The organism is Gimesia benthica (genome assembly GCF_009720525.1).
GTDB classification, from domain to species: Bacteria; Planctomycetota; Planctomycetia; order Planctomycetales; family Planctomycetaceae; genus Gimesia; species Gimesia benthica.
The window spans coordinates 2,209,707-2,223,097 of the sequence record NZ_CP043930.1; the positions used below are offsets into that span (position 1 = coordinate 2,209,707).

The following is a 13,391-nucleotide window of genomic DNA, read 5'->3' on the forward strand; positions in this document are numbered from 1 at the left end:
AGCAATATGAGTCTGTCAGAGCCACTTCGCACGCGAAAACGACGACGGCTCCGCATTGAAAAAACAGAGCCGAGTACGTACCTTGCATCATCCTTTGGTTCGTTTCTGACGCTTCAGAAAACGACCACTTCACCTTCGATCTGGACGAGAGCCCCATGAGCCAACCTAAAACCACTACACCTAAAGTCAATGACAAGAAGGCATTACAACTTGTCACCGCGCTGATGGCCATCCCCGGAAAAAGCGGAGAGGAAGGCCAGATCGCCGCCGAAATCCAGCGCAGACTCATCGCCGCCGGTCTCCCGGAGAAACAGATCACCTTCGACACCGCCCATAAGAAGAGCAGCATTGGTGGTGAATGTGGGAACATGATCGTCAAACTGCCCGGTACGGTGAAAGGACCGCGGCGGCTCCTGATGGCCCACATGGACACAGTCCCTCTCTGTGTCGGAGCGGAACCGATCAAAAAAGGGAAGCTGATCCATTCAAAGAGCCCGCTCACCGCTCTGGGAGCTGACGACCGCGGGGGCTGCAGTGTGATTCTCAACGCCCTGATCACCATCCTCGAACAGGATCTGCCCCATCCCCCTCTCACCTTTGTCTGGATGGTACAGGAAGAGATCGGCCTGGTCGGCGTGCGGCATTTGACGACAAGCAAGCTGGGCAAACCTGCCATGTGCTTCAACTGGGACGGCAAACTGGCCGACATGGTCTGCATTGGTGCCACCGGTGATTCAGGCATGCTGATTCATATCAACGGACTCGCCAGCCACGCGGGTGCTCACCCCGAACTCGGCGTCAGTGCCGCCGTCATCGCGGGCAGAGCCATCGACGATCTCGCTACCAACGGCTGGCACGGACTGGTTGTCAAAGGTAAAGACTCAGGCTCCAGCAATATCGGCGTCCTTTCCGGCGGAGCAGCCACCAACGTCGTCATGCCGGAGCTCACGATTAAAGCAGAAGCCCGCAGCCATAACCCCCGCTTCCGCGAACGCATCCTCAAGGAATTCAAAAAAGCCTTTGAAAAAGCAGCCAAATCCACGAAAAACAGTGCCGGACAAAAAGGTCGTGTTTCGTTTGAGTCCTACTTAAAATACGACTCCTTCCGGCTCTCCGCAGACGAGCCCGCCGTCCAGACCGCCAGCCAGGCGATCCGGAAACGGGGGGGGACTCCCGACCTTACCATCGGCAATGGCGGACTGGATGCCAACTGGATGACCGCCCACGGCTTCCCCACCGTCACCCTCGGTTGTGGCCAGCAGGATATTCATACCACCAGCGAAACGCTGATGATCGATGAATATCTCAAAGCCTGCCAGATCGGCCTGGACCTCGCGACAGCAGCCGAATCAGATACATAAACAGGCCCTCTCTTCAACACAAAGCCAATTCAAAGAACGTAACGTTATGAGTCAGCCCCCGTCCTTCAAAGCCATGTGGAGCAGTCTGCAGGAACAGGTCAACCAGCGTCTGGACGCGGCCCTGGATCCCTCAACCGACTGCCCACCCATTCTCAAAGAGGCAATGTCTTACAGCCTCTCTGCCGGGGGAAAACGACTCCGTCCCATCCTCGTACTGCTCAGCTGTGAAGCCTGTGGCGGAGATCCGGAATCCGCCCTCTCCGCTGCCTGCGCGATCGAAATGGTGCACACCTATTCGCTGATCCATGACGACCTCCCCGCCATGGATGATGATGCCCTCCGTCGGGGCATGCCCACCAGTCACATCAAGTTCGGGGAAGCCAACGCGATTCTCGCCGGCGATGCCCTGCTCACGCGGGCGTTTGAACTGCTGGCCAGCGAAATTGAAGTAAAGTCTATTGCAGCAGACTGTTGTGTCGACCTGGCCAATGCCGCTGGCGCTGTCGGCATGGTCGGTGGACAGGTCGCGGATCTCGAGTCCGAACACCTGACAGAAGCCACACTCGAGCAGCTGGAAGCCATCCATCGTCGCAAAACCGGTCGACTGATCTGCAGCGCCCTCACCATGGGTGCCCGGATCGGAGGCGCCGACCCCGAACTGCTGCGAAACCTGGAGAGATACGGAACCTGCATAGGATTGGCATTCCAAATAACTGACGACCTGCTTGATTTAACAGGTGATGAAGAAAAAATGGGAAAAGGCGTGCGAAAAGACGCTGATCACGGTAAATTAACTTACCCCTCGCTGATTGGCGTTGAAGATAGTCGCCAACGCGCCCAAAATTTAGTTGAGGAAGCGTGCCTCTCGATCGCCCCACTTGGGAGCCACGGCCAAAGATTGGAAGAACTGGCCCACTTTATATTAGAACGAGATCACTGATGAAAATCGAAATTCTTCCCCGGATCAAATCCCCCGTGGATTTGAGAACGCTTTCCGGGTCTGAACTCGAAATACTGGCAGACGAAATACGTGAAGTTTTGTGTACCGTGGTGGAAGACCGGTCGGCTCACTTTGCCAGTAACCTGGGAGTTGTCGAACTCTGTATCGCCCTGCACCTCGCGTACGATTTCCGCAAGGATCGTCTCATCTGGGATACCGGGCATCAGATCTATCCACACAAACTGATCACCGGCCGCTACGAAGAGATCTCCAGCATCCGCCGCAAAGGGGGCCTGATGGGCTACCCCAACCCGGAAGAGAGTGATTACGACCTCTTCATGACCGGGCATGCCGGCGCGAGTGTCTCGACCGTCATGGGCCTCAAAGCGGGCGATGATCTCGCCGGCGAACCGGGACGCAAATCGGTGGCCGTCATCGGCGATGGCGCACTCCCTTCGGGCGTGGTCTTCGAAGCGATGAACAACGCCGCCGGCCTCAACCAGGATGTCCTCGTCATCCTGAACGACAATAAAATGGGAATCTGCCCCCGTGTCGGCGGACTCGCAAAGTACCTGGATAAAGCACGTGTTGCCCCCTTCTATAACGGTCTCAAACGCGATGTCTCCTGGCTGCTGAATAAGCTGCCCGTCGTCGGCGAGTCGATGGAAAACACACTGGGCAGCTTCAAAGAAGCCGTCAAAGGCTTCCTGCATGGCGGGATGCTCTTCGAGGAAATGGGCTTCCGCTACATCGGCCCGGTAGACGGACACGATATTGAATCACTGTCCGGTTACCTGCAGATGATCAAGAACATTAAAGGCCCGGTTCTGCTGCACGTTCTGACGGAAAAAGGACATGGCTTCGAACCGGCCACCAACGATCCAGTCTCCTTCCACGCACCAGCTCCGTTTCAACGGAACGAAGACAACGAAATCGTTCCCATCGAAAAGCCGGGGGCTGCTAAATCCAAGGCCTATACCGACGTCGTCAGCAATTCGATCTTCCAGGCCATGACCGACAACGAACGCGTTGTTGTGCTCACTGCCGCCATGTGTGCCGGCAATAAACTGGGCAAAATTCGTGACGCCTTCCCCGATCGCTTCTTCGATACCGGCATTTGTGAAGCGCACGCGGTCGCATTCGCCGGCGGGATGGCCAAAGCCGGTCTGCGACCGATCGTCGATATCTACAGCACCTTCCTGCAGCGGAGCTTCGACCACATTTTCCAGGAAGTGGCCCTGCAGAATCTGCCCGTGACCTTCTGTCTGGACCGCGCCGGGATTGCCGGCGAAGATGGCCCGACCCACCACGGTGCCTTCGACAACTCTTACATGCGGTGCTTCCCCAACATGGTGCTGATGTCCCCCGGCGATGCCCAGGACGTCGAACGCATGCTGGAATTCTCGCTGACCTTCGATGGCCCGACAGCCATTCGCTACCCCAAAGCAGCCGCCGATGCGGTGGAACGTCAGGTTGCCCCTGTCGAACTGGGCAAGTCCGAAGTCTATGTCTGGGGCAAAGATGGCATGCTTGTCGCCTTCGGATCCCTGTTTACTGACTGTGTTCGCGCCGCCGAAGAACTGCGGGAAGAGGGGCTCGATGTCGGCGTGATCAACGCCCGCTTCGCCAAACCCCTGGATACCGAGGTCATCCATCAGGCCCTGCAGGAATCGGGCTTTGTGATTACCGTTGAAGAAGGTACACTCTGTGGCGGTTTTGGATCCGCTATGCTGGAATCGGCTAACGAAGCCGGCATCAACACGCAGCATCTCAGACGTCTGGGCATTCCCGATCGATTTATCGAACACGGTCATCGTGGGGAACTCCTGGCTGATTTGGGACTGGATGTGGCAGGCATTTCTGCCGCAGCGCGTGAGATGGCTCAGCAGTCCAGATTATTGATCAACGAGTAAACAAATCGGCTTTCCTTCTCCAATCAGTATGGACGCTTGATTTACGGAGCCTTCCGCATGTCGTTATTGAATGCAGCCCTGCCCTCATCCATCGTAAAGTTCTTCTGCCTCGGTCTGACAACAGCCTGCCTGCTGTTCTCGGCCCAGGCGGTCTCCGCGGAAACATATGAGCTCCAGGAGTCAGCCCAGGCCCCGCGGACCTTCAAAGTCAAATCCACAATCAAAGTCAAAGGTCAGCTGGAAACCGCAGTCAACGCTGCCAAGGCCCGTTCGCTCGAACTGGATGTAGATGGAAATCTCGAATACCTCGAACAACGTCTACCTGGCACCGGTCGCGATGCCGAAGCCTTCCGCTCGGTTCGCTTCTACGAAACCGCGACAGCCACCATCGACGTCCAGGGACAGAAAACCTTCGCCCGCGGCAGCGATCGGCATCGCCTGATTGTCGCAGAAGGACAAACCGAAGGCCTCTCCCTGCATTCGCCGAACAGCAACCTGCTCCCCTCGGAAGTGGAACTGCTCAATTCCCCCGGCGACTCCCTGCCCGTCCTCGCCCTGCTGCCTCAGTCGGAAGTGGAAGTCGGCGAAGTCTGGACTCCCGATCGCTGGGTTCTGCAGTCACTGACCGGGCTCGAAGCAGTCTTGAAATCAGAACTCACCTGCCAGCTCGATTCCGTCGCCGACGATATCGCCACGATCACCTTCAAAGGTAAGATCGAAGGCGCCACCGTGGGTGCCCAGACTGAGATCGATGTGAAAGGGAAATTTCAGTTCCGCACCGACGAAAACTTCATCAGTCACCTGGAACTGGAGCAGACGGAAAAACGCTCAGTCGGTTCCGTCAGCCCAGGAATGAAAGTCACCGCGAACGTCAACTGGGACCGCAGCCTGGCGGCCAGCCCGGGAGAACTCACCGAAGAAGTTGTGGCCTCGATTCCTCTCGAAACCAGTCCCGAATCCAAATACCTGAGTTTTGAAACACCCTGGAACGTACGACTGCTGCTCCCCCGCGACTGGTATGTGTTTCACCAGACCGGACAGGTCGCCGTCCTGCGACTGCTCGACAAAGGCAGCCTGATCGCACAGGCTAACATCTCCAAGATCCCGTCCGTCAAAGCAGGCGAACATACTTCGGAGCAACAGTTCCATCAGGACATCCGCACTTCGCTGGGCGATAAACTGATCGAAATCCTCAAAGCGGAAAACCTGAAGACCGACGACGGTCGCTACATTCATCGTGTCACGGTCGCCGGCAAAGCCAATAACGTCCCTGTGCACTGGATCTATTACCTCTGTGCAGATCCCTCGGGACGTCAGATTTCGTTCGTCTTCACCGTCGATCAGAAACTGCTGGGAGAACTCAAAGACCGGGACGCGGATATCGTCCTGAGCCTCCAGTTCCTCGATCCCCAGGCCGCTCCCCGACAGGCAGGCCCCGCTGAAGAGAACAGCGAAATCAAATAGTCGCACGGAGAAAGGGAGCGTCGTTCTTCCAGCTCCCACTGCACGAATCGCCCGATAACCGGCACAACCCGCGCCACCCCACCGCAGGATTTCGGATCGGGTAAGCTTTGTCGGCAACATCCCTCCATTCTGCGCGGTAAGCTTCAGATGTACGACGATCAACCGGGCCGGTTCGCCGCACGCGTGAGTACGTTGATTCTCATCCTTTGAAACTCTGTTTTCCTTCCTGATCAAGAAGTGAAGCATGACCGCGATCCCTTTAGCCAGCCTGTTCTCTCTGTCGTCAGATATCCTGATTTGCTTCGGCGTCGGTCTATTGATTGCCGTCAGTCTGGGCTTCGTCGCTGGCTATCTGCTGGGCAAAGGGAGCACCGACCGCGACTTCCGTCGCGCGAAAAAACATCTTCAGAACTGCTACCAGCACGTACAAAAGTCTTTGGAAACCGCCTACGCAGCCTGTGCCCTGCTTGAGAAATATCCAGGTCCCATCCTGACTCGCGAACAGTCTGCCGAACTGAATCAGAAGCGTTCCAGACTGCTCGACCTGGTCGGTCGCCTCGTCGAACGCAAGACACCCGATCCCGCAGCAGAATCAGCGTCTCCCAAAACAGACAAGAAAAAGCTGCAGGAATTTCCTGCGATGCAATGGGCACTCCAGCCCGAACAGACTCACATCAAGCTCCCGGACGCATCCGCCTTTGAAGCGAACCTGGAAATGATGCTGCTCGCGGGAACGGAAACCGAACAAAACAGCGGCCTGCTGCTGGTACAGATGAATCAACACGAACAGCTCAAAGACCGCTTCGGCCTGATGGCGCCTGCCAAGTTCATGAAGACACTCTCTCGTCTGGTCCTGCATAAAATCCGGGACGAGGATGTGATCTGTGTCTGGAAATCAGATACCCTGGCGATTCTCTTTCCGGGACTGACAGTCTCAGAAGGACAGGCCTGTTCCGAACTCATCCGCGATGCCATCCGCCATCACCACTTCCGTCTGGAAACCAGCAGTCCGGAAGTCGTGGTCACTGCCAGCCTGGCTTACATTACCTGCGTACCCGGCGATTCAGCGGAACTGGCCCTCGAACGGGGCGCCCATGCTCTGACTCAATCTCAGAAACAGGGGCGCAACCAGTTGATCATTCAGGACAGCCACTCGTACGAACACAAGCGGGCCATGTGATCCACTGCGCTACTGCGCAGCTTCGTCGTTCGTCGATTCCATTTTACTGATCCACTGCCGAATCAGTTCTACCGCTTCCTGATGTACAATCCGGTTTCCAATGTTGGGCATGCGTGCAGCCAGATCGTTTGACTGCAGACGATGCATCAGAATCGATTTCTCCGGCGCACCGGGAACGATGTCGTAGCTCCGTCCACCGGAACCCCGTCCCGCCGCCACTGGCGTTTTCCAGACACCGATCTTCGCAGGATCCTGTTGCAGGTACCGCAGATCGAGACCAGTGGTCCGTGCATTTCCACCGGGACTGTGACAGTGTCCGCAATTCACCGAGAGATACGCCCGCACCCGCTCGTTGACATTACCCGAGTGGGCATCAGCAAAAGCCGGCAGCCGCTCAATCGCATCGGGCTCCGGGCAATCCTTGATCAGATCATTCCGTTTCAGGTAGGCCAGCTGATTCTCTGCCCCGTGGGCATAGTCGAACATCCGGTTCAGATTCGCAGCCGTCGGTCCGATGGGGACGTACTTATCGTGGTGACTGTGACAACTCAGACACTGATTCGCATTCGGCACCAGATGCCGCGTCGAACGTGGCTGGCCGTCTGCATGAATCCAGTCGACTTCGACTTCGCCCCCTCCCAGACTTAACTCGGCGTCCGTCTGTGCCTCATTCCAGATATAGGAGTAACCATACCAGCCCGTCGGTTCCAGAAATTCGACTCGCGTTTCCAGCAGTCGTTCTCCCACCTGCGAATCGCGCATATCCTTGGGATAGGCAAAGGTCTTGATCAGCATCGTGCCCACTGGAAACTCAAGCACACCCGACTGCTGATAACTGATCTGCTTCCCCGGCGGGAGTCGGATAAACCGGTGTTTGGAAGTGTAATCGGTAAACAAAGTCGTGATTAAGTCATAAGGAATCACACCGGCAGCTGGCTGTTGATCAGCTCCGTTCCCTTTAAACAGTTTCAATTCAGAAAGCTTGCGGGGTGCATCATAATACACGTTCAAAGTGGTGTTCTGCGAAAGATTGGGAATCCCATGTGGCTTGAGTTTGACCGGCTTCAATGACTCCAGCGTGCCTTCAAACGGTGCCAGATCTCCACTCGGACGGTATTTGCCTGTCGCAATATTCGCAGGTGTCAGATTACTGAAATCGATATTCAGAAATCCAACTTCTCCATTGTTGGCTAGTGTAAGGCTTCTCGTTTTCGCTGCCTGCTTCCCCTTCTGTTGAGAGGGTCCTGTCACCCCGTCATAGACAATCGCGGGCAGAGGCGTTCCCACAATCGATTTCAGCAGCAGTCCCAGTTCGCCATCCGGATCGGTGCCTCCCCCTTTAATCGTGTTGTCGTGAATGTAAACCTGCTCCGGAAATGGATCGTAATGTGGATCTTTCAGCTTTTTGCCATAGATCAGAAAACTGACAACCGACACACTGAAGGAGCGATTGTCTTCAATGCGATTCTCAAACACTTCGACCTCGTCGGTCGCCATGATCAGCACCCCCGACCCCGCGGGCACGGAAGCCACCATGTTCCCTTTCGGGGCGAAGTTGGCCAGATTATTCTTGAAAATATGATTCCGAAACGCCCGCACATGACGTCCGTTCTTCTGAGGCAGTCCCGGCAGATCGAACACCAGCAGACCGCCGGTATTATTCGTGACCACGTTATCATACACGTCGGCGTTGATCGTATTCTCGATTTCAATCCCCGCTACATTCGCCTCCGCGCGAGAACCGCGTACGACCACATCGGTCGACTGCCCCACATAGATCCCCGCATCCGCGGCTCCAATCGCGATGCAGTTCTCGATTAACACGTTCCTGCATTGAACCGGGTAGAGGCCATACGCACCATTGGTTGTTTTCGGTCCGTCGGTCCACTCGGTACGCACCCCGCGAAAGGTTACGTTCTCCGCCCCCAGGACTTTGATCGCATTATGGCTCGTATCTTCGACGGCAAAATTTTCCAGCACCAGGTTATCGCCGCTGGCCAGCAATCCAAAACTCCCGTCCCGCTGGTTTTTGAAAGAGAGAATCGTCTTATCCTGGCCCGCCCCCCGGATCGTGACATTATCCGTCACCAGGTTCAGCCCCGAATGCAGATGGTAAGTCCCCGCCTTCAGCTCCAGGATATCTCCCGGCACCGCTTCGATCAGGCGTTCCTGGAATTCAAACTGAAACTCAGGCCCCGGACGGAACGTGTATGTGGCCGGCTTCAGTTCTCTCGGCGCGGCCGCATGTGTAGAAGAGACAGTGGTCAGGCAGACCAGACCGGTCCACAGACACAACAGCAAAACGGAGTGAACTCGAGTGCCCGGGCGAGAAAGCATATTCATGGAAATCAACCTGCATCGAAGAGAAAAATAGAACTAAGGCTTCACCACAGAGAGCCCGACCTTCATCAAACCACCCAGCGAAGGTCGGGTATATAGATCAAACAATCGCCAGCCCACCGCTTCCGGATGGGGATGCGAAGCAAACCAGACCGGATGCGGAATCAAAGTCAGCGGCCCGAACAGAACCGTTTTTTCCACACCGGCCAGGAAGTAGGTGTTGTGCACATTTCCGATCCCGCTGGCGACATCCCGCAGATCGGCTCCAGGAGCCCCGCCCCAGGGCGTTGTCATGAACGCATAATTCAATGCCGGCCAGTGGTTGATCGCAACCGCACCGTAATTCAACCGGGCAATTGCCTGCTCCAGTTGATCTGCCTGTTGTTTGCGAAACCGGTCCGGTACCGTGATCGTGGCACAGAGGGTCCCCCAGACTTCCTCGTTCACAAACGAAACGGCACGTCCCAGAAATTCAACCGCCGAATCCCCCCCGAGAGCCGTCTCCGCACAGACGCAGACAAACGACTCTTCCTGAAACAGATGAGGCGATTCACTGGGATCCGCATCCCGCATCAGTTTCCAGGGCAGATATTCTTCATCGGGAGGCAACTCACCGGCAAAGCGATCCCAGCGGTCTGCCGCTCCCGGATAATATGCATAGCGGGGCGGTATCTGTGACAGCCGTTCTTCAATCAGTGATAGAAAACGGTCGCGCTGTTTCCAATGAGCCGCAGTGACAATCAGCTTGGTGGCCAGGCAGTTGAACGAAGCATTATTCACAATCGAGGCGACCACGTTTTCCGCCTGGAACCGCAGCTGCTTCTCAGAATACTCGCCGGGAACCACAATCCACGGCGAGACATTTCCCAGTTCACTGGTAATAGGCACTTGGAGGCGCGGCTGATTCTCTTCCTTCCGCGTACTGCGTTCGTCACTAGTCGCGCCCCAGACAATCGCATCATGTGTCTGCGTCGAGCCGGTAATATGAATTCGTTCGAACACCGGCTGCTCGACCAGTGACGCGCCGATGCCGCTGTCACCACAGACAATTCGCAAGAGCCCCGCAGCAATCAACGGTTGAAAGGCCCGCTCAAACACCGGCTGTAAATATTCATTGACCGGATTCATTTTCAACAGAACCCGCTCTCCTTCCTGCAGGATCTTTGTCAATACATCCGTCGCAGGGATCGCAGAAACATTTCCCGCCCCCAGCACCAGAGTTAAAGGCCGAGCATGATTCTCCAAAACAGACAGATCGAACAGCCCACTATTACCTTCAGAACGATTTAACCAGGCTTCTGCTTTCAATCCGTAAAAGACCAGTGAATCATAAATGCCAGACGCAGGAAACACAGGAACCCGTGTCAGACCCGTCTTCGAATCCACCGGTGTTCCCGGCAGTGGTGGTGCTCCCGTCCGTGCGATGGACTTGAAGCTCAAGAGCAGAACCTGCAGGTAACGGGCCACCGAGACCGGTCCCGCCAGCACCTCCTCTGCACGAACCGGGCTCCCTTCAGGAATCCGTTTGGCCCGGCAGGACAGACTAACCCACTCTCGCGCCGCTGTTGACAGGCAGGAGAGGCATTCACGCGTCAACCGCATCCGCTCCTCCAGCGGGAGCGAGCGTGGGGAATCGTCTGTCGTCAGATCCAGCAGCGCCTGCGCTACCGCAGGCGCTGCTTCGTCAGAGACGTGTGGTTGTTGCTGAATCATAATCTCCCTGACAGAGCGCTGGGTATCAGTGACCGATTCATCTTTCTCAAACGGTTCCTGTTACTACGGAGTCTCGACGACTTCGCCTCCGCCAATCGTAGACAGCGCCTGGTAGGTTCCCAGGTCAACGTTTTCACTGATGAAATGCACGGAACCGTCGGCATACAGGAAATGACAGCCACCAATGTGCTGACTGCGGAAGTTACTGGTCGCATCCGCGCCACTCAAGGAACAGGTGGAATAACCTGCCAGATCAATCAGTGTCTCTGTAGTAGCATTCTTATTGATTCGATCTGCCGTACTCCCGAAAATACTGGCCCGGGCCCCGAGCACAGGTTTGAAGTCAGTATTGGGTGGCTGTGCGACAATCCAGGCTTGAGAAGCTTCAACCACCGGTGAAGCCGCTGTGGTACAACCCTGTCCTTCACACAACTTGAACTGGGGGCCGGTCCCTGCTTCTCCCATCGCGATCGTATTGCTGGAACCGTCGATGATATCCCGCATCTTGGCACCGCGGTTCAGGTCAAACATCCCTCTGACGGTACTGGGATGATTGCTCGAACTGCACCAGCCGATATTCGATCCGCGACAGAGCGCATAGGTGGTGATACCAAATGTATTGCCCACAGGCAGACTTAAGGCCCCCAAAGCTGAGTCGGTAATCGGGTTCTGTCCGACATTCGAAGGACAGACAAACGTAGGCACCACGGTCCGGGCTGCAGCAGCGGACTGGTTTTCCCAGGCGATCGTCTGATTGTAGAGATTCGAAAGGTTGGTCTGATCGAAATAAGGCAGCATCATCACGATCCCGTTGGAGATAAAGTTACCTCCCCCGGAAGAAGTGCTGAAATTAACGCTCGTCCCCAGCGGAAACGTGCTGTGCGCTTCGTGATAGTTGTGCATCGCCAGACCGAACTGTTTCATGTTGTTCTTACACTGCGTACGACGGGCCGCTTCCCGGGCCTGTTGAACTGCAGGGAGTAACAGTGCGATCAGAATTGCAATGATGGCAATTACGACCAGCAACTCGATGAGAGTGAAGCCTCGCTTCAGACGTTGACGACATACCATAGCGTTACTCCTCGTAGTTCCGTAAAAGTATGAAAAGTGCCTGATCAAATTATCGAACACCGATTCTCAGAACCGGTTCTGGTAATTACATGACGCGAACACAGTATGAGAGTGCATCCCTTGTCGCCCCCCCCCCCGTCTTTCAAACAGACTGGGAGCTACAAAGTCGCGTGCTCTCGGAACATTCTTTTCAAACAGAATTGAAGTAGTGGCTGCAGCAGATCTCCCCTTTCGGGAAGCCGCCGCGCATCTCAGCTATTTAGTCCGATACAGACCTGTATCAGGTATTAGACGTGACGTTCTCTAAAGTGATTAACCTCTTGTTCACTCAAAATGTGAACGAAAATTCGACTGATTTTGTCTAAAAAACCAATAGATCACCGGTAACGTTACCGTTACAATGCACATGCTAGCGACTCGGTTTTTCGATTTCAATATAATTCTTCAGGAATTTCTCGATGGAACCAACCGCTGATCCGTTCCCCCCTTCTGGGAATCTTCACAACCACAGGCGTGACAGGTATACTCTTTCAAACCGCCAGGAATGGAGCGAATATGTCGTCAACTGATACCAGTGCAATCTCCCCCAAAAAAGAAGTCTCTTCCCAGGAAGCCATCCTGAAGGCGGCGATTGAAGAGTTCGCCGAACGGGGAGTCGAGGGAGCCCGAATTGAAGCGGTCGCCCGACAGGCCAACTTCAACAAATCACTGATCTATCGCTATTTCACTGATAAACAGGGCCTCTTTGAAGCCGCCCTGCAGAACAAACTCCAGGAACGCAGCGACACCGTCGAAAAGATTCCTATCGATATCACCGAGATTCTGCAGTACTACTTTGAAGAGAATCTACGCGACCAGAACTATGTTCGCGTTCTGCTGAATGAAGCCCAGCAGAATGAGGGGGCTCCCCTGATTGATGAGCCCTGGCGACGGGAATACTACCAGAATCACATCAACCGTCTAAAAAAATCGCAGGAAGCGGGCATCGTCTCTGACGAGTTCGATCCGGTCTGCCTGATGTTGATTTTTACTGCCCTGGTCTTTTTTCCGGCCACGCTGCCCCAGCTGGCGCAGCTGATTTCCGGACACCCGGTTGATTCCCCAGAATTTCAGGAACACTGGAAGAACTGCCTGTCAATCTTCGGAAAGCTGTTTCAACCACAGCCCCCCGACGACAAATAATAACGCAATCTGTTTCCTTTAATACACTTAGGAATATCGCGCGGCCTTAAATATCTCATCGGTTCGAGCCGACCGGAACCGGAGAAATCCTGCTGCGTCCCCCGGGAACTGAGAGCGATAGAATTTCCTCAGGTTTGACCAACAGATCTTCACCCAAATGCGTAAGAAAGCCTACGGGATTGCTGCCTGAAAAGGACCTTCGTTCTGACAGCAGCAATTCATTAAAT

The 13,391-nt window shown here is 55.2% G+C and carries 9 protein-coding genes; 6 read left to right on the forward strand and 3 right to left on the reverse strand.

Going from position 1 to position 13,391, the window contains the following annotated elements:
• Positions 1-155: 155 nt before the first annotated feature.
• The 5 genes from F1728_RS08360 (at position 156) to F1728_RS08380 (ending at position 6,858) form a co-directional block, all read left to right on the forward strand.
• Complete coding sequence (locus tag F1728_RS08360) at positions 156-1,361, forward strand: M20/M25/M40 family metallo-hydrolase (RefSeq protein ID WP_155363726.1); 1,206 nt, start codon at positions 156-158, stop codon at positions 1,359-1,361.
• Between the two features lie 46 nt (positions 1,362-1,407).
• Complete coding sequence (locus F1728_RS08365; RefSeq protein ID WP_155363727.1) at positions 1,408-2,301, forward strand: polyprenyl synthetase family protein; 894 nt, start codon at positions 1,408-1,410, stop codon at positions 2,299-2,301.
• Entirely contained in the window at positions 2,301-4,214 is a 1,914-nt protein-coding gene (gene dxs / locus F1728_RS08370; RefSeq protein WP_155363728.1) for a 1-deoxy-D-xylulose-5-phosphate synthase, read from the forward strand. Before F1728_RS08365 ends, dxs begins: the two co-directional genes overlap by 1 nt.
• Positions 4,215-4,271: 57 nt before the next feature.
• Complete coding sequence (locus tag F1728_RS08375) at positions 4,272-5,678, forward strand: hypothetical protein (protein WP_155363729.1); 1,407 nt, start codon at positions 4,272-4,274, stop codon at positions 5,676-5,678.
• A gap of 244 nt (positions 5,679-5,922) precedes the next feature.
• On the forward strand, positions 5,923-6,858 hold the full coding sequence (locus F1728_RS08380) for a diguanylate cyclase domain-containing protein (RefSeq protein ID WP_155363730.1): 936 nt from the start codon (positions 5,923-5,925) through the stop codon (positions 6,856-6,858).
• A 9-nt stretch (positions 6,859-6,867) separates the two neighbouring features.
• On the opposite strand, the gene F1728_RS08385 is transcribed toward F1728_RS08380, so the two are convergent.
• The 3 genes from F1728_RS08385 to F1728_RS08395 all read right to left on the reverse strand — a co-directional run bounded on the left by F1728_RS08385 (position 6,868) and on the right by F1728_RS08395 (position 11,982).
• The gene (locus F1728_RS08385) at positions 6,868-9,201 is read right to left on the reverse strand and encodes a parallel beta-helix domain-containing protein (RefSeq protein WP_228030558.1); all 2,334 of its coding nucleotides are present in this window, start codon (positions 9,199-9,201) and stop codon (positions 6,868-6,870) included.
• Positions 9,202-9,234: 33 nt separating this feature from the next.
• Positions 9,235-10,911 carry an aldehyde dehydrogenase family protein gene (locus tag F1728_RS08390; protein WP_155363731.1) on the reverse strand — a complete coding sequence of 559 codons (1,677 nt, stop codon included), beginning with the start codon at positions 10,909-10,911 and terminating at the stop codon, positions 9,235-9,237.
• A gap of 63 nt (positions 10,912-10,974) precedes the next feature.
• Entirely contained in the window at positions 10,975-11,982 is a 1,008-nt protein-coding gene (locus F1728_RS08395; RefSeq protein WP_155363732.1) for a DUF1559 domain-containing protein, read from the reverse strand.
• A 555-nt stretch (positions 11,983-12,537) separates the two neighbouring features.
• Between F1728_RS08395 and F1728_RS08400 the strand changes: the two genes are divergently transcribed.
• Complete coding sequence (locus F1728_RS08400; RefSeq protein WP_155363733.1) at positions 12,538-13,164, forward strand: TetR/AcrR family transcriptional regulator; 627 nt, start codon at positions 12,538-12,540, stop codon at positions 13,162-13,164.
• The last annotated feature ends 227 nt before the right edge of the window (positions 13,165-13,391 follow it).